This window comes from Candidatus Phytoplasma solani (genome assembly GCF_040126175.1).
Taxonomy (GTDB): Bacteria; Bacillota_I; Bacilli_A; order Acholeplasmatales; family Acholeplasmataceae; genus Phytoplasma; species Phytoplasma solani_A.
On sequence record NZ_CP155828.1, the window covers coordinates 89,314 to 113,342 of the forward strand.

At 25.6% G+C, this 24,029-nt stretch carries 19 protein-coding genes; 5 read left to right on the plus strand and 14 right to left on the minus strand.

Going from position 1 to position 24,029, the window contains the following annotated elements:
• Window positions 1–38: 38 nt before the first annotated feature.
• The 7 genes from PSOL_RS00520 to PSOL_RS00550 all read right to left on the minus strand — a co-directional run bounded on the left by PSOL_RS00520 (window position 39) and on the right by PSOL_RS00550 (window position 6,504).
• Entirely contained in the window at window positions 39–1,019 is a 981-nt protein-coding gene (locus PSOL_RS00520; protein WP_349402017.1) for an energy-coupling factor transporter transmembrane component T, read from the minus strand.
• A gap of 13 nt (window positions 1,020–1,032) precedes the next feature.
• Window positions 1,033–1,887 (minus strand): ATP-binding cassette domain-containing protein, encoded by an 855-nt coding sequence (locus tag PSOL_RS00525; protein WP_349402018.1) that lies wholly within the window; start codon window positions 1,885–1,887, stop codon window positions 1,033–1,035.
• Complete coding sequence (locus PSOL_RS00530) at window positions 1,863–2,669, minus strand: ATP-binding cassette domain-containing protein (RefSeq protein ID WP_349402019.1); 807 nt, start codon at window positions 2,667–2,669, stop codon at window positions 1,863–1,865. The genes PSOL_RS00525 and PSOL_RS00530 overlap by 25 nt, the downstream gene beginning before the upstream one ends.
• A gap of 76 nt (window positions 2,670–2,745) precedes the next feature.
• The gene (locus tag PSOL_RS00535) at window positions 2,746–4,434 is read right to left on the minus strand and encodes a M3 family oligoendopeptidase (protein WP_349402020.1); all 1,689 of its coding nucleotides are present in this window, start codon (window positions 4,432–4,434) and stop codon (window positions 2,746–2,748) included.
• A gap of 66 nt (window positions 4,435–4,500) precedes the next feature.
• Window positions 4,501–5,088 (minus strand): hypothetical protein, encoded by a 588-nt coding sequence (locus tag PSOL_RS00540; RefSeq protein WP_349402021.1) that lies wholly within the window; start codon window positions 5,086–5,088, stop codon window positions 4,501–4,503.
• Window positions 5,089–5,187: 99 nt separating this feature from the next.
• Window positions 5,188–5,835, minus strand: coding sequence for a hypothetical protein (locus tag PSOL_RS00545; RefSeq protein ID WP_349402022.1), 648 nt, complete (start codon window positions 5,833–5,835; stop codon window positions 5,188–5,190).
• A gap of 537 nt (window positions 5,836–6,372) precedes the next feature.
• A complete protein-coding gene (locus PSOL_RS00550; RefSeq protein WP_349402023.1) occupies window positions 6,373–6,504 on the minus strand; it encodes a hypothetical protein in 132 nt (43 codons plus the stop codon).
• Window positions 6,505–6,547: 43 nt separating this feature from the next.
• Between PSOL_RS00550 and PSOL_RS00555 the strand changes: the two genes are divergently transcribed.
• A complete protein-coding gene (locus PSOL_RS00555; RefSeq protein WP_349402024.1) occupies window positions 6,548–6,709 on the plus strand; it encodes a hypothetical protein in 162 nt (53 codons plus the stop codon).
• A gap of 109 nt (window positions 6,710–6,818) precedes the next feature.
• Here PSOL_RS00555 and nrdE read toward each other — a convergent pair whose 3' ends face one another.
• Entirely contained in the window at window positions 6,819–9,398 is a 2,580-nt protein-coding gene (gene nrdE, locus PSOL_RS00560) for a class 1b ribonucleoside-diphosphate reductase subunit alpha (RefSeq protein ID WP_349402025.1), read from the minus strand.
• 776 nt (window positions 9,399–10,174) lie between these two features.
• Here nrdE and PSOL_RS00565 point away from each other — a divergent pair.
• Complete coding sequence (locus PSOL_RS00565) at window positions 10,175–11,347, plus strand: NAD(P)-dependent malic enzyme (RefSeq protein WP_349402026.1); 1,173 nt, start codon at window positions 10,175–10,177, stop codon at window positions 11,345–11,347.
• Entirely contained in the window at window positions 11,344–12,795 is a 1,452-nt protein-coding gene (locus PSOL_RS00570; protein WP_349402027.1) for a 2-hydroxycarboxylate transporter family protein, read from the plus strand. Before PSOL_RS00565 ends, PSOL_RS00570 begins: the two co-directional genes overlap by 4 nt.
• 116 nt (window positions 12,796–12,911) lie before the next feature.
• Here the strand turns inward: PSOL_RS00570 and PSOL_RS00575 are convergent, their stop codons facing one another.
• The 6 genes from PSOL_RS00575 to PSOL_RS00600 all read right to left on the minus strand — a co-directional run bounded on the left by PSOL_RS00575 (window position 12,912) and on the right by PSOL_RS00600 (window position 21,103).
• Window positions 12,912–15,122 carry a RelA/SpoT family protein gene (locus PSOL_RS00575; RefSeq protein WP_349402028.1) on the minus strand — a complete coding sequence of 737 codons (2,211 nt, stop codon included), beginning with the start codon at window positions 15,120–15,122 and terminating at the stop codon, window positions 12,912–12,914.
• A gap of 54 nt (window positions 15,123–15,176) precedes the next feature.
• Entirely contained in the window at window positions 15,177–16,304 is a 1,128-nt protein-coding gene (mnmA, locus tag PSOL_RS00580) for a tRNA 2-thiouridine(34) synthase MnmA (RefSeq protein ID WP_349402029.1), read from the minus strand.
• 83 nt (window positions 16,305–16,387) lie between these two features.
• Window positions 16,388–18,214, minus strand: coding sequence for a nitrilase-related carbon-nitrogen hydrolase (locus PSOL_RS00585; protein WP_349402030.1), 1,827 nt, complete (start codon window positions 18,212–18,214; stop codon window positions 16,388–16,390).
• Window positions 18,215–18,569: 355 nt separating this feature from the next.
• Window positions 18,570–19,016 (minus strand): hypothetical protein, encoded by a 447-nt coding sequence (locus tag PSOL_RS00590; RefSeq protein ID WP_349402031.1) that lies wholly within the window; start codon window positions 19,014–19,016, stop codon window positions 18,570–18,572.
• A 127-nt stretch (window positions 19,017–19,143) separates the two neighbouring features.
• Complete coding sequence (gene groL, locus PSOL_RS00595) at window positions 19,144–20,757, minus strand: chaperonin GroEL (protein WP_349402032.1); 1,614 nt, start codon at window positions 20,755–20,757, stop codon at window positions 19,144–19,146.
• A 76-nt stretch (window positions 20,758–20,833) separates the two neighbouring features.
• The gene (locus PSOL_RS00600) at window positions 20,834–21,103 is read right to left on the minus strand and encodes a GroES family chaperonin (RefSeq protein WP_349402033.1); all 270 of its coding nucleotides are present in this window, start codon (window positions 21,101–21,103) and stop codon (window positions 20,834–20,836) included.
• Window positions 21,104–22,195: 1,092 nt separating this feature from the next.
• On the opposite strand from PSOL_RS00600, the gene PSOL_RS00605 reads away from it, so the two are divergent.
• Window positions 22,196–23,062: an ABC transporter substrate-binding protein gene (locus PSOL_RS00605; protein WP_349402034.1), complete on the plus strand. Its 867-nt coding sequence runs from the start codon at window positions 22,196–22,198 to the stop codon at window positions 23,060–23,062.
• Window positions 23,063–23,129: 67 nt separating this feature from the next.
• Window positions 23,130–24,011: a metal ABC transporter substrate-binding protein gene (locus tag PSOL_RS00610; protein WP_349402035.1), complete on the plus strand. Its 882-nt coding sequence runs from the start codon at window positions 23,130–23,132 to the stop codon at window positions 24,009–24,011.
• Window positions 24,012–24,029: the final 18 nt, after the last annotated feature.

Below are 24,029 nucleotides of genomic sequence, written 5' to 3' on the forward strand. Positions count from 1 at the left end.
AGGTCATCTTTGATCAATAAAAAATAAGTTTCAACTAATTACTTTAAAAGTATAACTTTAAAAAAAAACAGCATTAAAATAGTTAGTATTAAAAAAAAATCTTTTTTTTGAAGGTGATAAATGATCATTTTAGTTCTTTTAGCTCCCAAAACATAACCTCTAATTTCCATAGCATTTGAAAGCACTATTGATCTTTTGAAAACTAAAACAAAAATAGGAACTAACAAAGATAAAAGATGATTTATTTTTTTAAAAATGTTTTTTTTATTTAAATCCATCCCTCTTGACATTTGAGCTTTTAAGATTTTATTAGTTTCTTGCAATAAAAAAGAATGAGCCATAAAAATCAAAGATAGCATTAAAGTTAAAGTTTGAGTAGGGATTTTAAGTTTTTTTAAAGGAGATAAAATAATTTCTAAACCATCATTAATTTCATTAAAAGAAGTGATATTGTTAAATAAAAAAAAGAGCATGATAATCATGATTAGTCTTATCATGATTAAAAAAATTTTCAAAAAAGAGGACAGCTTTAAACAATATGTTGTTTGTGCTAGTGTTGAATTATTGAATAAAGTAGGAAAAACAAAAAATAAAAATAAGATGATTAACAAATAAGACAATTTAAAATATATTTTTTTTTGGGTTAAATAATAAAAAAACAAACAAGCCAAAAAGATGGCAAAATTAAAAGGTTGATAATCAACAACCTTCAAACTTAAAGAGTTTTCGGTGTTATTGTTATTAAGTTGCAATAACAAAGAAATAAAAAAGAAAAATCTCAAATGTTTAATTTTAGAGTAAAAAGAGCAAAAAGAAAGGCCGAAAGAAAAACAAATTAAAACTAAAGAATAAAAAAAACTTGCATAAAGGGCCCAAATTTTTAAATTTGAAGTTTCAAATACTTTATCTTTAAGTTCAATTGGTAACTGCAAAATAAAGAACAATAGTAGTAAAAAAGACATAATTTTGATAGAAGGATGATTATGTCTTAAAGATTGTCCTAAATCTTTTTTTTTCATAACAAATACCTTTTTAATCATAAAATTTTTTTAAATATTTTAATAAATTTTTAAAACAATATTGAGGTTTGAAAGGAATTCCTAAAGAGTTGTGTAAATGATTTAAAATTTTAAAAGTTTCTGGTAAATCTAAATTAAAACTAGGGAATTTAGGATTTTCAAAAAAAGATTCTTTGGAACCATCAAAAATAATTTTTCCTTGAGTTAAAGCTACCACTCTTTTAGCGTAATTTGCTACTAAATTCATATCATGAGTGATTACAATAATAGTCTTGCCAAAAAACATATTTAAATTTTGCAAGAAATGCATAATATTAATTTGACTTATTGAATCAAGCCCTCTTGTTGGTTCATCTAAAATTAAAATATCTGGCTCCATAGCAACAACACCTGCAAGAGCCACTTTTCTTTGTTGTCCATCGCTAATTTGGAAAGGAGATTTGTGATATAAATTTTGTTGTATTCCTATTTTTGCTAAAGTTTCTTTTGCTTTTTTTTGAGCTGATTCTTTATTGTTTAAAAAATTTTCTGGAGCAAACATAACATCTTTTAAAATAGTAGCTTCAAAAAGTTGATATTCGGGGAATTGAAAAACTAAACCTACTTTTTTTCTTAAAGCGGTTAATAAGTTTTTTGAAGTTTTGTTATTGGTTGTTTGACCGAAAATAGTTATTTTTCCGGTATTAGTCGTTAGTAAAGTATTCATTAATTGCACTAAAGTAGATTTTCCAGAACCTGTTTGACCCACTAAAGCAATAAATTCATTTTTTGATTCTATTTTTAAATTAATATCTTTTAAAGCTTGAGTTTCTTGATTTTGATTGTTTTTTGGATAACAAAAATTTACTTTTTCAAATTGTATTCCCATAAAAGATCCTTTAATTTTTGCAACATCGGAGTTTGTTTTAATTGACTATCTTTTAATAATTGATAATAAAGTTTTAAAGCCAAAGGTGGTTTTAAATGATGTTGAGATAAAAAATTTTGATTTTTAAAAAAATTTTGAGGAGTGGTTTTTTTTATTAATTTACCTTCACATAAAACAATAATTTGATCACTTTTAGCAGCTAATTGTAGATCATGAGTAATAGTTATCAAAGTTTTGTTTTTAATTTTTGTAATAATGTTTTCAACCTCTAAAGCACCTTGAGGATCTAAAAAAGCAGTGACTTCATCAAAAACAATAATGTCTGTTTCCATTGCTAAAACAGAAGCAATTGCAACACGTTGTTTTTGTCCTCCCGAAAGATCGGCAACATTTTTATCTAATAAATGATCTATTTTTACTATTTGAGCATATTTTAAAATTTTTTCAATAATTTCATTTCTTGGCAAGTTATAATTTTCTAAACCAAAAGCAATATCTTCTCTTACAGTAAGCCCTGTAAATTGATAATCAGGATTTTGAAAAATCATCCCTATTTGAGGACGAATCAAAGGTAAATTTTTTTCATTCATCGTAATTTTATTAATAACAAGATAACCCTTTTGTGGTTTTAATAAACCTAACAAAATTTTAGCTAAAGTTGATTTACCAGAACCATTATGTCCAACAACAGAAACCCATGAATTTTTTTCAATATTTAAATTTAAATTTTGGAGAACAGGGTAATTTTGATAATAAAAACTTAAATCTTTAATTTCTATCATATTTTAAAATTAATTCCTTTGTTATTTATATACTTAATCTTTTTTTCTTTTTTCGGTTTTGTTTATATTTAAGAATTTAATATTTTGTATCGTCTATTTTTTGAAGATAATTAGAGACAATAGAAACGATATTTTTTAAATGATCTTCATCCAAAGGGCTTTGTAATCCTGTTTTCGCTAAAAGAGTTAAAAAACTTTGTGATCCACCCATTTGACATAATTTAAAATAAATTTGCCAAGCGTTTTGATAATCTTTTTGACTTAATGACCAAATTTCAAAAGCGCAAACTTGTGCTAAAGTATAATCAATATAGTAAAAAGGGTTGACAAAAATATGACTTTGACGCAACCAAAAATTACCTTTTTCCAAAAAAGGATCATTTGTGTAATTTTCTATCAGTAAATATTTTTTTTCTAAATGACGCCATATTTTTTTGCGCTCTTGAGAACTTATTTGAGGATTTTGATAAATTTTTTCTTGAAAATGATCAACTAAAGCACCATAAAGCAAAAATTTAAGTCCTTCTGATAAGTGTAAAAATTTATATTTTTCTTCATTTGAGCCAAAAAAAAATTTGACCCAAGGCCAAGCTAAAAATTCCATTCCCATAGAATTAATTTCAGCAGCTTCTAAAGTAGGGAAACGATATTCAGGAATAAAATGACGACTTTGATAAACTTGGAAAGCATGTCCAAATTCATGAGTTAAAACATCTATATCATGACTAGTTCCATTGAAATTAGCAAAAATAAAAGGAGTTTGAAATGATGGTAAATAAGTGCAATATCCTCCACCAGTTTTATTAGGTTTACTTTCTAAATCTAAGAGTTTTTTTTCTAATAAAAAATCAAAAAAAATCTTGGTATGAGGTGACATTTGATAATACATTTGTTGAGCATGTAATATTTTTGTTTTTGTATCTCCTTGGGGTTTTGGATTTCCAGTTAAAAAATGAAAATTTTTATCATAACTTTCTAGTTTAGCAATCTTTAAGCGATGGCTTTTTTTTTGTTGCATCATTTTATAAAAAGGCAAAACATGTTTTAAAATATTTTTTCGATAAGTTTTTATTTGTTGGAATGAATAATCTGTTCTTCCTAAAAGGTCATAACCTAATTGAACAAAATTATCATAACCTAATAAATGAGCTATTTTAGTTCTTTTAGCTACTAATTTGTCATAAATACGATCATAATTGGTTTCATTTTGGGCAAAAAAATTAGAAATAGCTAATTGAGCTTCTTTTCTAATGGTTCTTTGTTTTGATTCTAAAAAAGGACCCATTTGACTTAAGTTATATATCTTTTTGCAAAAGATAACACCAGGTTGAGAAATTAAATTTTCATATTCTGTTACTAAGACATTTTCCTCTTGTAATAAAGGGATTATTTGAGAATTAAAAGTTTTTAATACTAAATGATTTTGTTTAAACAAAAATAAACCAAAATATGATACTAATTGATCATAATGTTGGCTTTTCATCATTTTATTTAAAAATTGATATTGTAATTCTTTTATTAAAGGTGCATTTTGATCACAAAAAGCTTTTTCTTCTTGGTAAAATTTATCTTTAACATTTAAACTATTTCTAATACTTACTAGAGTAAACATGGAATTGATTTGATCCATAATTTGGTTGTTTTGATTAATAATTGTGATTTGTTCTTCTAAAGAAGAAGATAAAAATAATTCAATCATAGGTAAAACTTTTTGTTTGATTTTTTCAATATTAACTCTTTGATATTTAAAATCTTTAAATTGCATTTGACACTCCTTTGGTGAAATAATGTAAAATTTAAATATTGAAAATATTTGATATATTAATTTTCTTTATTGTTTTTCTTGAAAAAAATCTAATTTTTGAAATAATTTTTTAAGGATTACAACTAGTATAAATGCAATTATTATAACAACTGGCAACCTCATCACAAAAAGATATTGCAATTTTTTATTGAGATTTGGGATATCCGAAAAAGATATTTTAAAACGATACTTTAATACATTATACCAACTTAAAATTTGAAATAAAATTGTTGAAAAAAGAATTACACAATAAAATTTATAAAAACTATCTTCTTTTTTTAAAAAACAACTAGGAATTAAGACAAAACAAAGAACACAAAAAAGACTAGTGATAGGACTATAACAGTATTTCTTTTGAGCTCTTAAAAAAAACATTAATGTTTCTGATAAAAAAGCACCAATACAAGCTAAAGTTTTAGGAACGTAAAAAGACATGATAATTAAAGGTAAAAAAATAAAATAAGGGGTAAAAGATTTGATTGAAAAAACACCAATAGATATATTGGTTAATCCCTTTAAAAAGTAATCTAATGCAACAGGTAAATATGATAAAAAAGAAGCAAGAATTATTTGTCTTAAAAGTTTGTTTTTATGATAAATATTTTGATTTACCATTAAAGGCTTTCCTTTATCTTTTTGTGTCTTTCTGATGTAAAAATAATAATTTTTTATAATTTTATTTTTTTAAAAAAATAAAGTTGATGCTCATTTTTGTTATTTATTTTGTAAATATATTTTAATTCTGGGGTTTAAAAAGCAAAATGAAAATCCTGTTATCAAAAAATTAATTAAGACAGGAATTATGTTAAAAGATAAACACGAACATAAAAGAATAAAATTTGTGTTGTTTGGTAAGTATTTCGCCCAAAGAAAATATGAAGCTAAACATTTAACAAGAAAAACCAAAGAAAAAATCATTAATAAATTAGTCCAAATTTTTTTATAATTATCCAAATATAAAAAATTAGGAAGGTATAACAAACCTGAAAGACTATAAAGCATATCAACTAAAAAATAATCTAAAAGTAAAGACGATAATTTATAAACCAAATTAAAATTCATGCTTTCCATATATCCCCAATAGCCTTTTAATAAAAAAGCTTTTAATACATGAAAACAAGCATATAACAAAGAAAAAATAAGACTGTATTTGAACCCCAGTAAAAAACCGATTAAAATTAAAGGTATAAGAGAAATTTTAAAGAAAGAGCCAATTTTTACTTCAGTCATTATTTTTGGAAGCCCTATATTATCAAAAGTTAACTCTAAAATTATAGTTAAACTTAATAAAGTGGAAGCTATAACGTATTTTTGTAAAGAGGAAATAAAAAAAATAGATTCTTTATTGTTATTTTTGGACATAATTGAATTTATTTTCCTTTCTGTAAAAATATCATTATTATTATTTCGAAAAAACATTAATTTTTAAAAATTTCTTTTAATTATTTTAGAAATATTTTACTTTTAAAAATTTCGTTTTTTGTATAATGATTTTCTTTCAAAAAAAAAATTAGTAAAAAGATTAATCATAGATATTTTAACCATTATTATTATAACTTAATTTAAGATTTATGATGGTAAAAAAATAAAAGAAAGTATTTTTATCAAAACTTTTTTAGTTGTTTTTATCCTCTTTATCTTTTTTCAAAATGAGTATAACTATCTTCTAATTTTTTTCTTTAAAAAAAATAAAATCTATCTTTTTGTTTAATCATAAAGGAAATCACTTTTTACAATTAACCAAATAATACCTATTATGATAAACAAAAGTATAGTCTGCTAATGTTTTTATAATTTTTGTTATTTTGATTAACGATAATTATTGTAATTGAAAGTAATGTTTATAAATAGAATAAGTTCAATATAAATTTAAATTGGTTTTGTAATGGGCATAATTATTTATTTTTGCTTATTTTTTTGGTATTTGGATTCATCTGTAGGAAAATCAAGAGCTAAATTTACTATTTTATAATTTTCAAAGATTCTTTTTGGAGTAAAAATAATTTCACTTAAAAAAATTGTTTGTAACATGGTACTAAAAATAAAAATTATTGTTAAAAAAATATATTTATTATTGAAAAAAGTTTTAAATTATAATAAAGGGGTTGTTTTTTTTTGCCAAAATACGTACAAATTAAATATTACCACAAACTTATTTGAAGAATTACCACAAAAAATAAAACCATTATTAATATATAAATTAAAAAATGAAAACTCCAATAAAGAAATTATTTAAAGTGAGTCGTAGTTATTGAATTAAAATTCTTTTTTAATAAAAAGAGACTATCAACTAAGATAGCCTTTATTAAAGTCAAACAAAAGGTAAATTTTTTAGTTTTTTTAAATTAAACCCAACACGCTTCGCATTCATCAACTTTTAACTTTTGCGTTCGAGTGTAGTAAAGTGTTTTAATTCCTTTATGATGGGCATAAAGATAATATCTTTGTAATTCGCGAGTAGTAATATCAGATGTAATCCCCAATTCAAAAGAAATTCCTTGATCAACGTGTTTTTGAGCGATGGCAATGACATCAATTAAATGATATTTGTTCATTTTATAAGCAGTAGTATACATAAAGGCTGCTTCTTTTAAACCAGGCATCGGACAATAAGTTTTGGAATTACCATAAGTTCGTTCTTCCACTAATTGTTTTACTGGTGTTAAGGATGGAGTAGTACCCATAATATAGCCAATCGAACCATTGGGCGCAACCGCTAAGCGATGAGAATTAAAAAGTCCAAATTGTTTAACATTTTGTTCTAATTGTTGCCAGTCTTTTTGGGTTGGTAAAACAATTTTTTCAAACATTTTTTTAATTTTCTCAGTTTTAGGTAAAATTTCACCTCGATTTTGAAAATAAGAGCCATCTGCATAATGAGATTTTTCAAAACGATAAAATTTTTGTCCGGTTTCGCGCGCTTTATCACAAGAATGCAACAAACTATAATAATTAATTGTATTAAAAAAGACGTCAAGTAAATCTTTGTTTTCTTCACTACCAAAAGTAATATAATTTTGAACTAAAAAGCCATGATGTCCCATGATACCAAAACCAACACTCCGATTAAGTCTATTAGCTTTAGCCACTGCAGGAACATAATTAATGTTTGTTTTATTAGCAACTGTATTCATTACTTCCATAGCCAAAAAAACAGTTTCTTGAATGGTGTTGTTATCAATCATATTGCCCATATGACCTGATGCCAAATTACAAGATACATCTAAGCCAATTTGATCTTCTTTAGTACGATTGTAATCAGCATAATGAGAAGTGACAGTGGGTTGAAGAATTTCAGTACATAAATTAGAAAACTTAATTTTTAAATCAAGAGGATTACTTCGATTAACGTTATCACAAAACATTAAATAAGGATAGCCTGATTCTCCTTGCATATGAGCGATTAATTCTAATAATTTACGGGGGTTAATTGTTTTTTTTCGTACTTTAGGGTTTTTAACTAAAATATCATACCAATATTCCATATCAACGGCAATATCAGTAAAATTTTTACCATATTCTAAAAAAACAGTGTGGGGATAAAAGGTATACATAATTTCGTTTTTGCGCGCTAGTTCAATCATTTTATCAGGAACTATCACCCCCAAAGATAAAGTTTTGACACGAACATCTTCGTCAGCGTTTAGTTTTTTAGTACTTAAAAAATTTTCAATATCAGCATGAAAAACATTTAAATAGACTGCTCCTGCACCAGTTCTTTGGCCCATTTGATCGGCATAACGAAAACTATGGTCTAATAATTTACAAACACCAACTACACCTTTACAAACACCTTCAATTCCTTTAATAGATTCGCTTTTAGCGCGTAAATTAGTGATATTAATGGAAACACCACCACCAATTTTAGAAAGTTGCATCGAAAATTCATTAATCCGAGCAATATCATTCAAAGAATCGCCAGCTTCTAATAAAAAACAAGAAACAAATTCACCACGATGTTTTTTGCCTGCATTTAATAAAGTAGGTGTTGCTGGTGTAAAGTCTTGATTGATTAAAGATTTGATTAACCTTTTAGCAATCTCAAAATTACCTTGAGCGTGGTACAAAGCATTAACTGATAAGCGGTCTTCATAAGTTTCTAAATAATACTTTTTATCTCTGGTTTTTAAGGCGTAATCATGATAAAACTTGAAAGCCCCCATGAAAGTAGAAAAACGAAACTTTTTTTGATAAGCAAGTTGATAAATTTCTTTAATTTGTTGATCTTTGTATTTGCTTAGAAAATCAGTTTCATAGTATTCGTTAGTTTGTAAAAAAATTAATTTATCTTTTAAAGTGGTAAAATGTTTTAATTTTGGTTTTATTTCTTTTGACAAAAAACTTGTTAAAGCTTCTTGATCTTTATTTAAATCTTTAATATTGCCGTTTTCATCAATAATTTGATTGTTAAGGATGATCCAAGGTGGTAAAATTTTTTGGTTTATTTTTGTTGCATTATCATTTTTTTCAGTAAAAATATCTGAAGTATTAAAAATAAGTTTTTTGGGTTTTTCTAAGGGTAAAGATGATAAGAAGATTTTTTGTGTTTGATAAGTAATAAGCCATTTTTTTAAAAAGAGTCTTTCTTCTTTATTTCCTGAACCTTCAAATTTTAAAACTAAAGGAATGTTGTAAGTAGCCGCAATAATATCACCAGCTTTGCCATAATTTTTACCCCAATTTTTGTTTCCGGAAACAGCAACGCCAATTACTTTATCATGATTTTTAACTAAAAAATTTTGAGATTCTTGAGAAACTTCACCAAATTTTACGCTCCGGGTTAATAAAAAAAACTTATCATTTAGATCATTATTTGTTTGATATTCACTAATATGGCTTAAATCAAAATCAAGATTTTGAGCCATTTGATGAACTCGACCGTTCTCAAGGCCATCATAAATTATTTTAATTTTTTTTTCTAACATGATAAACACTCTCCTTTTTTTATTTAACAATATTTTAATATTTTCTTTTATAAAAGATTATAAGAAATTAAAAAAACTTTTGATTTTATAAACTTTATCAAAACCCTAATAAAAAACTATTTTGAGTTTTTTTTGCAATAACATAATTGAATAATTATCTTTTTTATTTTTATAATAATTATTTCCTTTATGTTGTTTAAAAAAGTTTTTTTAATTTCTTAACTTGATTAAAAAATATTAATACATAATTGCATACTAATATTATATCTATAATGACATCATTTTTTACAATTTAATCAAACAAGAGAATCACTTTTTAAATGGGGTTATTTTTATAATATACTTTCTTAAAATTAAGAAATAAGTTAAAAAATGAAAATATTATTTCAAGAAACAATCGTTATTCCTTCATTAAAAAACCAAAAATTAATAAAAGTGAAATTTTAGAAGGTCACCGTCCCAAGAATAGCAATAACCCAAAAACAAAAAAAATATTAAAAATATTAAAAATATTAAAGTTAAATTGTTTATTAAAAATAAACAGTTTAACTTTTTTTGTTTTTCTAAAATATGAGAAAAAAATTAACCTTTAAAGAGTTTTAATTTAAAAAAGAAATAGTTTATCTTAAAAAGATTAACGGAATGCAACAAAGTAAAAATATTAAAAGTATAATTTGGATAGCAAATTATAAAAATAAAAGTATAAAATATAAAAGGATGATTATTTTTTATTAATCACAATCATTCTAAAAAAATCCAAAAAGGAATTTAAAAAAATGAATTTAAAAGAAAAAGCATTACAATTACATGAAAAAAATAAAGGAAAGATTGCTATTGTTAGTAAAGTAAAAGTACAAAATCTTGATGATTTATCTTTGGCTTATACACCTGGAGTAGCAGAGCCTTGTTTAAAAATTAAAGAAAATAAAGATAATGTTTATCGTTACACCATGAAAGGCAATATGGTAGGTGTTGTTACCAATGGAACTGCGGTTTTAGGTTTAGGTGATATTGGTGCAAAAGCTTCTTTGCCGGTGATGGAAGGAAAAGCCATTCTTTTTAAAGAATTAGCTGGAGTTGATGCTTTCCCAATTTGTATTGATTCTAAAGATACTGAAGAAATTATTAATATTGTTGAAAAAATCTCTCCTGTTTTTGGAGCCATCAACTTAGAAGATATTAAATCCCCTGAATGTATTGAAATTGAAGATGCTCTAAAAACAAAACTTGATATTCCCGTTTTTCATGATGATCAACATGGAACTGCAATTGTTGTTGCTGCAGGGGTTCTTAATGCTTTAAAAGTGGTTGGTAAGCCCATTGAAATTGCTGAAATTGTTATCAGTGGTGCTGGTTCAGCCGGGATGGCAGTAGCTAAAATGTTACTTTTATTAAATCCTAAAAATATTGTTTTAGTTGATAAAAAAGGTGCTTTACATAAAGATGACTTGACATTAAATAAAGAACAACATAAATTAGCACAAATAACTAATATCCACCAAGAAAAAGGACTTTTAAAAGAAATTATTAAAGGTAAAGATATTTTTATTGGTGTTTCTGCGCCTGGTATTGTGACTAGTCAAATGGTAGCTACTATGAATAAAGATTCGATTGTCTTTGCTATGGCTAATCCAATTCCAGAAATTATGCCTGATGAAGCTAAAAAAGGTGGTGCTAGAATAGTTGCAACTGGTAGATCTGATTTTCCAAATCAAGTTAATAATTGCTTGGCTTTCCCAGGAATTTTCCGTGGTACTTTAGATGCAAAAGCAACTCAAATTAACGAAGAAATGAAAAAAGCAGCTGTTTATGCTCTTAAAGAAATTATTAAAGAAACAGATTTAAACGAACAAAATATTTTACCAAGTACATTCAATAAAGAAGTAGTTCCACAAATATCTTTGGCAGTAGCTAAAGCAGCTAAAAAAACTGGAGTAATTCGTCAATGAATTTTTTAAAAAATTCAATAGATGACAAAAAAATTAACATTGTGAATAAAAAAACTATTTTAGGTTTTAGCTTTCCTGTTTTTGGTTTAATTGTTTTACTTGTTGTAATACAACTTTGTAGTTTACAATGGCTACCCAAAAGCAAAAATGAAATCCATCCATCTATCCATCCCTTCATAAATCCTTTATTAATTGCGATTCTTTTATCTGCCTTTTTGCAATTTATTGGAAAAAATACTCCTCTTTTAAAAGATATTGGGGGAGGAGCTATTTTATGCATTATTATACCTTCTATTTTGTTTACAGTTCCTATATTTAAAGGAAGCGATTTGTTAGTAAAAACACAAGAATACATATCAGAAAGTTTTAAACATTTAAGTGGACAAAAGAACGCTGTTGGTTTTACTTCTTTTTTTATTTCAGTTTTAATTATTGGTAGTTTTTTGGGGATGGACAAACAATTATTAAAAAATTCTTTTAAAAAATTTATTCCTTTAATGTTAATTTCAATGATAACAGGATTACTAGTGGTAGGAGTTTTAGGGTTCTTTTTAACTCCTATTAAAGGAATTTCAGACTCAACCACTAAAAATCATTGGTTAGATGCTATTTTTTATATTTTTGCCCCTTTAGCAAGTGGTGGTCTTACAGCAGGAATCATCCCTTTAAGTGATGCTTATAGTAATGTTAAACAAATAGAACAAGTAGAAAATATGAAAAGTCATATATTCCCAGCTTTACTTTTGGGAGGTATTTTTAGTATTTTAGTATCTGGGATTATTAAAAAAACGTTTGGCAAAAGTAAATTAAGTGGTAATGGAAAACTAGAAATTATTGATACATTAACAAAAGAAAATCAAGCGCCCACGATCAATAAAGATTTCACTTCAGCTCAATTTAGCACTGGGTTAGTAGGTATTTTTAGTTTATATATTTTTAGTGTTTTAATTAAAGATGTATTAAAACGGATTTTTCCTGATGCTCAACGATTTTTACCTGATACTATTGTTTTTTTAGTTTTAGTTGTTATTTTGGTTAAATTATTTAATTTTATTTCTCAACATTATATTAATTGTATTGTTCAAACATCCAAATTGATTACTGTTAATTTTACTTCCGCTCTATTAGTTATTTTAGGATCTACATTGCAAATTACTAAAGCATGGGTACATTTAAAAAACCCTACTTTTATTATTACATGTTTTGCTTGTGTGCTTACAGTTGCTTTAGTGGCTGGATATTTTGGTAAAAAATTAGGTTATTATCCTTTGGAAGCCTCTATTACAGCAGGACTTTGCACTAATAGCATCGGAGGAGCAGGTAATATCGCAATTTTATCAGCTGCTGATCTAATAGGGTTAATGCCATTTGCTCAAATAGCTACTCGTATCGGAGGCGCTTTTATTGTTATTGTTGCAAGTATTGCTTATCCTTGGATATATACATAATATTTTATAATTATTTTTTTCAAATTAAAATAAAAAAAGACTATCATAAAAAGATAGCTTTTTTTATTGTTTTTATGGAGTTTTATACAAATGACAAATTTTTTATGATCAAAAATTTAATAATTACATCTTTGAATTTGATAAATTTGAGGAATTTTTTGTAAATTAGCTATTAAATTATTTAATTCTTTGATGTTAGTTGTTAAAATCCTTAATTTAATTATTGTTTCTAATTTTTGATTATTAAGAACTTTTAATTCTAAAATACTAATTTTAAAACCATTAACTTTGTTAATTACTTGTTGGGTTAAATTATTTTTACTAATTGCAATCAAACTAATCCAAGCAGAATATTTAAAATTGGTTTCTAAAGCCCAAGAAGCTGCAATTATTCTTTGTGTATCACAATTTTTTAAATTAATGCAGTCTTTGCGATGAATGATAATTCCGCGTCCTTTAGTTAAAAAACCCGATATTTTATCTCCTGCAACCGGAGAACAACAATTAGCTAATTTTAATTTAGGATTTTTAAGTCCTTCGATTAAAACTCCAGTTTCATTTTGATGGGTTAGTTTTTGTTGAGATTTTGCCATTTGCTTTTCTAAATTAGTTTGATTGATGGCTTGTGTTGTTAAAGAAATTATTTTATTAATGACTGTTTTGATATTTAATTGTTTTTTGCTGATTTCTTCATAAAATTCATTTAAAGATAAAATATTATAACGTTCAAAATGTTTTTGAATAAAATTTTGATCTAAAACTACTTCAATTTTATGAAAAGCTAACTCTTTTTCAATAAGATCTTTGCCTTTTTGAATCGCTAATACATCTTCTTCTTTTTGATCTTTTTTGAAAAAAGACTTAATTTTTCTTTTAGCGTGGGTAGTTTTGACAATTCTAAGCCAATCTTTATTAACTGATAAAATATTTTTATTAGTTTTAATTTCAATAATATCACCATTTTTAAGTTGATATTCAAGAGCAACAATTTTACCATTAACAATAGCTGCAATCATTTTACTCCCTACTTCAGTATGTATTCGGAAAGCAAAATCAATTGGAGTTGATCCTTTAGGCATTTCAAAAACTTCTTGTTTGGGAGTAAAAACATAAACATTATCACTTAAAATATCGTTTTTAATAGCATCAACAAAATCTTTGGAAGTTTCTTCTGGGTGATTTTTTGAATCGTTAGTTATTTTAACCAATTCTTGATACCATCTTAGTTTTTTGACGATTTCAATTTGTTTGTCTTCTTGTGAATAAGTTTTATTTTCTTTATAAGCCCAATGAGCGGCAATTCCTTGTTCAGCTATTTGATCCATTTCTTTGGTTCTAATTTGAAATTCAAACAAAGATCCATTTTTAGTTAAAACGGTCGTATGAAGTGATTGATAAAGGTTTGGTTTTGGAACAGCAATATAATCTTTAAATCTTAAAGGTAAGGGAGAAAAATATCCATGAATAATTCCTAAAGACTGATAGCATAAATTAACATTTGAAACAATAATCCGAATGGCTAAAAGATCAAATATTTCTTCAAATTTCACTTTACGCTGATGTATCTTTTTATAAATACTATAAATGTTTTTGATCCGCCCTTTAATAATGGCTTCTTGTAAATGATGTTTTTTAAAAAGGATTTCAATATCCTTAATCACGTTGGTAACTGATTCTTCGCGTTGTTGTTTTTTTAACTTAATTAAATGAGAAATATGATAATATTCTTGAGGCAAAGTATATCTTAAAGATAAATCTTCTAGTTGTGATTTCATTTGGAAAAGTCCTAAACGATGAGCCAAAGGAGCATGTATTTCTAAAGTTTCTTGAGCGATTCTTGTTTGTTTTTCAGAAGGTATCGCCCCTAAAGTTCGCATATTATGTAATCTATCGGCAATTTTAAGAATCACTACTCGAATATCTTTTGCCATCGCTAAAAACATTTTTTGTTGGTTGTCAATTTGTCTTTGATTTTGATAAAAAGAAATTTTAGTTAATTTAGTGGCACAATAAACCAAATAAGTAACATCTTGACCAAAAAGAGCAGTTAATTCTTCGATTTTAGTGGGTGTATCTTCTAAAACATCATGCAATAAGCTAGCAATTAAAGTATTAGGCTCACTATTAAGAAGTGCTAAAGTTTTGGTAACTTCACAAGGATGAATTAAATAAGGTTCTCCTGTTAAACGGAATTGTCCTAAGTGTTTTTCTTTAGCAAAAAAATAAGCTTGAGTTATTTTAGCCAAAATTTGTTCATCATGAATATTTTGAGTAATAATATCCATTAAATCTTTTAGTAAATCATCTTTTTTTAAAATAGAAGTCATTTATATCACCTTCTTTTTGGAACATTAAAAAAGTATCTTTGATAAAACTAAAAATTAAGTATATAATCGTTTTTTATTTTCAAAATAAACTTCTTTAATTACACCTGCTCCACAACAAATATCATTATCATAAAAAGCACATATTTGTCCTGGAGTAACAGCTTTAATTGTTTGAGGATAACCAATTTTTAAAGTGTTATCGTTAATCCAAGTTAAAAACACTTCTTGATTAGGTTGACGATAACGCATTTTAGCTTGTAGTTTAGTTTTTGATTTTTGCCCGCGCCAAACAAGATCAATAATTAAAGCTGCATCGCTGTATAAATGAGGATGTTTTGAGTTAGGTTCGACATATAAAGTATTTGTTTTTAAATCTTTACCAACAACAAAAAAAGGTTCTTTTTCGCCAGAAAACTCTCCTAAACCTAAATTTTTTCGTTGTCCAATTGTATAATACATCACTCCTTTATGTTTAGTTAAAAAAGTACCATCTAATTTTTTTATATTTCCAATTTGTGCTGGTAAATAATTACTTAAAAATTCCTGAAATTTTCTTTCGCCAATAAAACAAATACCAGTAGAATCTTTTTTAGTGGCGTTAATTAATCCTTTTTTTAAAGCAATTTTTCTGACTTCTATTTTGGTTAGGTTGGCTAAAGGAAAAATAATATTTTGTAATTGAGAAGTTTGTAATTGAGATAAAAAATAAGTTTGGTCTTTTGTTTGGTCGTAAGGACATGCAAGCAAAGGAGTTTTGTTTTTGTCGTAAATAATTCGAGCATAATGACCCATAGCAATATATTGTGGTTTGTATTTGAAAGTAACATATTGAATAAAAGTTTTAAATTTTATTTCGTTGTTACATAAAATATCAGGATTAGGAGTGAAATTATTTTTCAAATCGTTAATAAACGAAAGAAAAACTTTTTTCCAATAATCTTCAACAAAATCAACACGATGCAATTTAATTCCTAATTGCAAAGAAACTTTTAAAGCGTCAGAATAATCTAGTTCTTGTGGACAAAGGTCATTTAAAGTTGTGTTTCCTTGTAAATCATAATTAAGTTGACTGTCCCAATTACGCATAAAAACAGCTTCAACTTGGTAACCTTCTTCTTTTAAAAGTAAGGCAGCAACTGCACTATCAACCCCCCCCGACAAGCCAACAACTACTTTTTTCATTTTTGACCTCATTTCTTGTCTCAATTGTATTTTTTAAATTTTTTTATTATTCAAAGAAATTTCAAAAAACCATCTTGAAATTATTAATTTTTGGTTTCTTGTCTTTCTAAATGAATTGGTAAACGAAATTCACCTCTTGGTGAAAAACTGTTTTCTAAAATTTTAGGACCTGGAGCCATATTTTGTCTTTTGAATTGATTTTGAAAAAAACGTTTTAAATATGAAAAGACAAGTTCTTTGCTTTTATAAAAATCATAATTAAAAGATTTTTGCAATAACCAAGCGATTTTATTTGGCTCAAACCCGTTTTTAATATGATGAAAAAGAATAAAATCTTCAATAATTATTTGGATAGTTATTAAATCTTTTACTTTTTTTTGATAAAGTGATTTTAAGGGTTGATGATTATTAAAAAGATCTTTTTTTAGGTGATAAAGTATTATTTCTTTGACTAAAAGATTAGGTAATCCTGAATTAACATTATAAAGATTATCATAATAACCACGAAAACTCATTTTACCTAAAGCAATATCAGAAAAATTATTATTTTCTAAAAGTAATACTTTTTGAGTTTGCAAAGCAGGTTCTTTAAAAAAATCATTGTTATTACTTTTTTCTTCTGGCCTTTTTGAGGTTTTGTTTTTTTCTAAAAAAGATAAAAATTGACTTTGATTTAAAAAACTACTTTCACAAAGATTGACAATGCCGTAATCTTTTACAAAAAATTTTAAAAGTTGATAATGGTTTGATTCCTTAAAAGAATTTGGATTTAAAATAATGATTAAATCTGCAAATGGTTTTTTCAAAAGGTAAAAAGTTTGACAAACAACCATCAAAGTTAAAAAATCATTTATACTATCTGTTATTTCTAAAACAACTTTAACATCTAGATTGTTTAATTTGGTTTTTAAAGCTAATTTTTGAATTTCATTAGCTAATTTCAAGTTTTTTTCAAATTCACCTTCATTAATGAAGGGAGTTTGACTAACTGGGTTTTCAAAATGATAATCATGGCTTTCTTGGATTTTGAAAAAAGATTTTAAAAAAGGAAATATTTGTCCAATTCTTTGATCACCATAAGTAGTATCAATTCTTCTTTGATATTTTATAAAATCAAGGTCAACATCAACTACTAAATTAATATCTTGGTTAAATAAATCTTTTTCGCCAATAATTTGTCCTAATAAAGCTGCAATTTTATGGTTTGAAAATAAATTAGATTCAGTGCTTTCAGTGATACCACTGCTTGTGTAAAAATAACCACCTATTTGCTTGCGAGAATGATCCAAAACTGCTATTTTACGAGGATTAATTTTGTTAATGTGTTCAGTTGATGAAGAAAGATTAAAAATTAAATGGGCTCCATTTAAAGCCATTAAGTCACTTGGAGCAAAGACGGTCCATAAATCTTGACAAATTTCAACTCCAAAAATAATGTTATATTTTTGATTAACAAATAAAATATTACCAAAGGGAACTTCTTGTTCTAAAATAGTAATTTGTTGCGTTTCACAAGTTTTACCTGATTGAAACCATCTTTTTTCCATAAATTCTTTATAATTGGGAATGGTTTTTTTTGGCACTATCCCTAAAATTTTATTTTTTTGAATAACAACTGCAACATTAAATAAAACTTCATCCAAAGCCAAAGGCATCCCTAAAATAAAAACCCCTTCAAAAGTATTATTTTTTAAAAGCCAATTAAGAGCTTCAAAATTTTCGTTTAAAAAGTTAGTTTCAAAAAAAAGATCTCCTGCAGTATAGCTACTTAAACAAAGTTCAGGAAAAAGAACAAAACTAGCTTTACTTTCTTTAAGTATTTCGTTTATGCTGTAAGCATTTGCTAAGGGATTGCCTATTTTTAAATTAGGACTTGATAATTGAACTTTAATTAAACCGTTTTTGTACATTTTTTTCTGATTTCTTTATTTATTTTCAAAGTATGAATATTTTTTTACGTGTATTATAATAAAAAAACAATTGCTTTAATTTTATTTCAAGGTTAAATTTGAAGATAATTTTTCTGATTTTAATTTTTTTGATTAAAAAAATAAAACCATTATATATATTATATAAATTTTTTGAAGGTGTTTTAAATAAAATCAAAAAAGTTATGTTTTACTTTTATCTAAAAATAAATTATAAAAGTGTTTAATAGTTTATTTTTAGATAAAGGTTAATTAGTTATAATTTTAAAGAAAAGAAAAAAGCTAGATTAAAAACCTAGCTTTTTTAAAAACATATTAAAATTTAATTATTTTTTTATTATGCTTGTTGTCTTTTTTTAACAAAGTAAAAAGAAACACCACCGACAATTGCAAGAGCGATTACAACATATATTATAATAGCTGTAGTTGATGTCCAGAAACTAGTAGTTTTGCGTTTGATTGTTACTGTGCCATCTTTGTAATCTTTGCTTTCAGCAGCTTTAAGACTTATTGTTTTTTTATCTCCTGATAAAATAGCAGAACTAAAATTTTCTTCTTTTTCGTTTTCCCATGCTTTGATTTTTCTCAATTCAGTTATAACTTTTGAAACATCTTTTGCGTCTTCTTCAGAAATATTAATTTCTTCAGTTGGATCCTTTGGTAAATCTTTTGTACCATAAGCGCCAAAAACCGAAGAAGATCCTAAAAATAAAGCAACAATAGTAACAGTAAATAAAGCAAATAACTTAGAAACTAAAGAATTTTTAGTATTTGTGTTTTGCATTTTTCTTTCCTTTCTTTTAAGTTTTTAAATTTGTTTTGATGTTTTTTTAATAAACAACCAAAACCTATTATTATTTTAACATATAAAACAAGAAAAAAGAAAAATTTTCAATTATTAAAAATTATTTTTATTCTTGCATTCCCATATTCATATCATTATTAACTTTATCATCTTTAACACTAACAACAGCGGCTTCAGTAGTAATCATCAAAGCAGAAATCGAAGCAGCATTAAGAATAGCTTGACGGGTTACTTTAGTAGGGTCAATAATACCTTCTTGCGATAAGTCAACATATTTCCCACTTTTAGCGTTAAAACCAAAATTGCGTGGTTGATTTAATTGTTGTCTTACGATGTGATCACCATCAAAGCCAGCATTTTCAGCAATTTGATAAGTTGGAGTTAAAAGACTTTCGATAACTACATTAATTCCTTTTTGAATTTCTTTGTTTTCGTCGGATAAAGCATCTTTTAATTCTTGATAAACTTCAACTAATGCTTTACCACCACCAACTACAGTTCCTTCAGTAATGGCAGCTTTAGTAGCGTTTAGAGCATCTTCTAAACGTAATTTTTTATCTTTTAATTCGGTGTCAGTTGTCGCCCCTACTTTAATTAAAGCAATTCCACCAGTTAATTTAGCTAATCTTTCTTGTAAAGTTTTAGTTTCATAATCCAGAGTTGAGTTTTTAATTTGGGTTTGTAATAATTGAATTCGTTTTTCTAAAGCTTGGTTTGTAGCAGCCCCTACTAAAGTAGTGTTATCTTTTTTAATAATAACTTTATTAATGCTACCTAAATCATCAGTTTTTACATCTGCAAGTTTCATATTTAGATCTTTGGAAATAAAAGTTGTTTTAGTTAAAACAGCAATATCTTGTAAGATTTCTTTTTGATTATCACCAAAACCAGGGGCATTAGTAACAACTACATTAAAAGTACCTCTTAATTTATTAGCCACTAAAACACCTAACACTTCATTTTCAACTGATTCTGCAATAATCAATAAAGCTTTTGATTCTTTAACTACACTTTCTAAAATAGGTAAAATTTCTTGAACAGTACTAATTTTGTGGTCAGTTACTAAAACTAAAGGCTGGTTTAATTCAACTGTCATACTTTCGCGATCAGAGACAAAATACGGCGAAGCGTAACCTTTATCATATTGTAAACCTTGGACTACTTCTAATTCTGTTTCAAAACCTTTAGATTCATCAACATTAATAACGCCATTTTTACCTACTTTTTCCATTGCTTGAGCAATAATTTTACCAATTTCTTGACTGCCTGAAGAAATAGCGGCAATATTTTGAATATCAGCTTGAAGAGCCACTTTTTGTGATTTAGCTAAAAGTTTTTGGGAAACCATTTTAGCAGCCAGTTGGATTCCTTCTTTAATTAACATCGGATTTGCCCCTGAATCAATTGCTTTAAAGCCACGATGAATCATACTTTGCGCCAAAACAGTGGCTGTAGTTGTTCCATCACCTGCTAAATCATTAGTTTTAGCAGCAACTTCATAAACTAATTTAGCCCCCATGTTTTGGTAAGAATTTTTTAATTCGATTTCTTTAGCAATAGAAACTCCATCATTAACAATCATAGGAGATTCATAAGATTTTTCTAAAATAACATTACGTCCTTTTGGTCCTAAAGTTACTTTGACAGTATCAGCAATGGCATCTACACCTTGCAACAAAGCTTTTCTTGCGTCTTTACCATAAAGTATTTTTTTACTCATTTGATTTTGCTCCTTTTATTTTTTTATTTTTTAAACAATCTTTTTAATTTTATGAATATTTTTTAAAACTTATTTTTTATTTAATTTGAGCCAAAATATCTTTAACAGCCACAATTAAATATTCTTCCTGGTTTAAAGTAATTTTACTACCAGAATAACTTTTATAAACTACTTCATCATCTTTTTTTAGTCCTTCAACTTTAAGACCAACAGCAACAATAATGCCTACAGAAGATTTTTCTTTTTCCGATAAAGCCAAAAGAATACCACTTTGTGTTTTGGTTTCTTCCATTTTTAATTTTAAAACGACATTATCATGCAGAGGGATAATTGTTTTTTTTTGCATTTTGGTTTCTCCTTTTAAATTTAAATGTTTAAGATAAAATATCTTTAAATCTTTAAGATAAAATATCGTAGTCAAAAAATGAACTTAGCACTTACATGAAGTGAATGCCAAATCAACTTTATTATATCTAAAAATAAAATAATTGTCAAGTGTTGAAAATAGTAACAGTATGTTTTATTAGTTTATTGTTTTCCAAGATATTTATTTTAAATAGACTGCCAAAATTTATAAATTTAACTTTGCTTTTTTTAGATTTTTTTGCAGTATAGTTTTAAATTTTTCAACTACATATAAAAAAATAAGAGTTTTTTTTGTTTATGTTTTAAAAATTATAAGAAAAATATTATCTCATTTTTTTTGATTAAAAATGACATTTTAGAAAAAAAATATGATAATTAAATTAATTTTTTTGTTTTTAGGCGTTTGCTGTTTTTGGTCCGATATCTATCCTATATTTTGGAATAAAAATGGATTTTAAACAAACTAAACACTTCAACACCGCAACAATATTTACAAAACCTTAAATAAACATTTTTTCAATTCAACAATATACGCCATTCCAAAAAATGACATAATTGTTTAAAAAAATAACTTTGTTTTTATTTTGTAGACCTGTTTTTAACTTTTTTTCTAGTTATATAGTGAGGGGGTAAAATTTTTTTGAAAAATATCTTTTGAAACTAACGAATTATCAAAAAAGTTTAGACGCTTTTTAAATCAAAAAAAATATTTCTTTAGTTTGAAAAGATGTGAAATTATCTACTTAATTTTAAGTTTTAAAGATTGATTTTAAAATAAAAAAATGTCCAAAAAAACGGAACAGCGCAATTTGTCAATAACCAAATTCAACACTTGTAAACAGATAGAAGTTAATGTTTGTTTTTTGCATTACTAATAAGAGTTATAATGGGAAATGACTTTTGAAAAAATTATAATATATTTTTTAAATCATTAAAAACTTTTTTAATGTTTTTATATTTATTATTTGTTTATAATAATAAAGTAGTTAAAATATTATTTTTTACACTCCATTAAAAATTTTTACAATTAATTCAATTTTATTTTATAACAAACAATAAGGAATAATGAAAAATGAAATTCATCAAAAATATTAAAATTGCAAGTCCGATGCAATCTGTTCTTAACACCTTAAATAAAGCCAAAAAAAAATTTCAAAAAGATAACATTAACCTTGAAGTTATTAAAGTTGATTATCAAAATTTTGAAGCTTTTGAAATGTTATTAAATGAAAAAATAGACGGTCTTATTTATACCAATATTCATGTTTTGAATTCTGTTAATAGTATTTTAAAGGCCAACAATAAAGAAATTTTGGAATTTGTACAACCGTTTTATCATTCCAAATACGGTTTATATATCAATCAAAAAAGGAATCCTACTTTTACAAATTTAGAAGATGTTAAAAAACATTCTCGTTTAAAAGTTTTATTAGCAACTGGATTTTCCTATATTGGACCTTGCGATATTCCTCGCTCTTTAATTTTATTAAATAACTTAGGTTTAATTAAAATATCCCAAGAAACCCTAAGAAAAAAGAAGTTTGATCTTTCTTTGTCGGATATTCAAAATATTTATCAATTAGAATTTTTTAAAAACTCTCAAATACCTGAAAAATTTTTGAATCATCCAGAAAAATATGATTTAATGGCTAACTGGCCTGCTTTTATGAATCCTTATGCAGATTTTAAAAGAATTGGATCCAACATTGAAGGAAACGAAGAACCAACAGATGATTTTGTAATTTCTTATGCCATCGGTTTAGCTTGTAAAAAAAGTCACAAAGATAACGAAAAAACTAAATTAATCCAAACTATTTTAAACCATACACAAACAAAAGAATTTCATTTTCAAGAAGGTGGTAAAAATAAAGACTACATTATGCTTCAAAATCCTGAAAAAACAGGACAAAGAATTAAACAACTATGGTTAAAAACATAATACATTATTATATTTAAAAATGTTATTTTTTTAATTAAAAGTAAGAATAAAAAGGAATTCATAATTTATGAAACAAATAATCAAACTAGCAACTCCTTTTGAACGAGTGTTAAATGCTTTAAAAGAAATTAAAAATGATTTTTTAAAATATAACGTTCAATTGGAATTTTTAAGTGAAAACGAAGTTATAGAAAAATATCAAATATCTAGCAATGATGCCTTAAAAGCAAACTTAATTGATGCTAATATTAGTAATAATTTTCATACAATGCAATCTTATAACAGTATAAATTCAAATGAAACTCCTTTGGTGATGGTAAATCCTTTATTTCACCCTAAATATGGTTTATACATTCATAAAAATAATTCTTTAGGAATAAAAACATTAAAAGATGTTAAAAAATATACAAAACTGCGTCTTTTATTTGCTCCTTTTAATGAATTATATATCGCCCCTTGTGACTTATCACGTTCACTTTTCTTATTAAAAAAATTAGGTCTTGTAGAAATTGATGAAAAAAGAATTCAAGAAAAAGGTTTTAATTTAAATTTAAAAGATATTAAAAACATTTATGATTTTGAATTTATTAAAACTTCGCATCTTTTAGAAATACCAAAAAAATTTCAAGATCAACAAAAATATGATTTAGCCATTAATTGTCCTGGTATGATGAGAGATCCTAATTTTATCAGAATCGGTTCTATTGGGCAAGGCGAAAAAGAAAATATCGAACCTAAAGAAGATGTTTTGTTATCTTATGCTGTTATATTAGCTGCTAAAAAAGGAACAGAAAAAAATGAAAAAATCACTATTTTGAAAAAAGTTTTAAATAGTTTTAATTATAAAACTGTTCAATTTAAATATGGTGGAATTACTCAAGATTATATTATGGTAGAAGATCAAAAATCTTTAAAAGAACGAATAGAAACAAATTATGAACAAATATAATGAAAATTAGAAATAAAA

Excerpts from the sequence above, each read along its gene's own strand:
- groL (WP_349402032.1), bottom strand. The coding sequence starts at position 20,757 with ATGAGTAAAAAAATACTTTATGGTAAAGACGCAAGAAAAGCTTTGTTG.
- PSOL_RS00570 (WP_349402027.1), top strand. The coding sequence starts at position 11,344 with ATGAATTTTTTAAAAAATTCAATAGATGACAAAAAAATTAACATTGTG.
- PSOL_RS00535 (WP_349402020.1), bottom strand. The coding sequence starts at position 4,434 with ATGCAATTTAAAGATTTTAAATATCAAAGAGTTAATATTGAAAAAATC.
- PSOL_RS00590 (WP_349402031.1), bottom strand. The coding sequence starts at position 19,016 with ATGCAAAACACAAATACTAAAAATTCTTTAGTTTCTAAGTTATTTGCT.
- PSOL_RS00610 (WP_349402035.1), top strand. The coding sequence starts at position 23,130 with ATGAAACAAATAATCAAACTAGCAACTCCTTTTGAACGAGTGTTAAAT.
- PSOL_RS00600 (WP_349402033.1), bottom strand. The coding sequence starts at position 21,103 with ATGCAAAAAAAAACAATTATCCCTCTGCATGATAATGTCGTTTTAAAA.
- PSOL_RS00550 (WP_349402023.1), bottom strand. The coding sequence starts at position 6,504 with ATGTTACAAACAATTTTTTTAAGTGAAATTATTTTTACTCCAAAAAGA.
- PSOL_RS00585 (WP_349402030.1), bottom strand. The coding sequence starts at position 18,214 with ATGTACAAAAACGGTTTAATTAAAGTTCAATTATCAAGTCCTAATTTA.
- nrdE (WP_349402025.1), bottom strand. The coding sequence starts at position 9,398 with ATGTTAGAAAAAAAAATTAAAATAATTTATGATGGCCTTGAGAACGGT.
- PSOL_RS00575 (WP_349402028.1), bottom strand. The coding sequence starts at position 15,122 with ATGACTTCTATTTTAAAAAAAGATGATTTACTAAAAGATTTAATGGAT.
- PSOL_RS00605 (WP_349402034.1), top strand. The coding sequence starts at position 22,196 with ATGAAATTCATCAAAAATATTAAAATTGCAAGTCCGATGCAATCTGTT.
- PSOL_RS00525 (WP_349402018.1), bottom strand. The coding sequence starts at position 1,887 with ATGGGAATACAATTTGAAAAAGTAAATTTTTGTTATCCAAAAAACAAT.
- PSOL_RS00530 (WP_349402019.1), bottom strand. The coding sequence starts at position 2,669 with ATGATAGAAATTAAAGATTTAAGTTTTTATTATCAAAATTACCCTGTT.
- PSOL_RS00565 (WP_349402026.1), top strand. The coding sequence starts at position 10,175 with ATGAATTTAAAAGAAAAAGCATTACAATTACATGAAAAAAATAAAGGA.
- mnmA (WP_349402029.1), bottom strand. The coding sequence starts at position 16,304 with ATGAAAAAAGTAGTTGTTGGCTTGTCGGGGGGGGTTGATAGTGCAGTT.
- PSOL_RS00545 (WP_349402022.1), bottom strand. The coding sequence starts at position 5,835 with ATGTCCAAAAATAACAATAAAGAATCTATTTTTTTTATTTCCTCTTTA.
- PSOL_RS00520 (WP_349402017.1), bottom strand. The coding sequence starts at position 1,019 with ATGAAAAAAAAAGATTTAGGACAATCTTTAAGACATAATCATCCTTCT.
- PSOL_RS00540 (WP_349402021.1), bottom strand. The coding sequence starts at position 5,088 with ATGGTAAATCAAAATATTTATCATAAAAACAAACTTTTAAGACAAATA.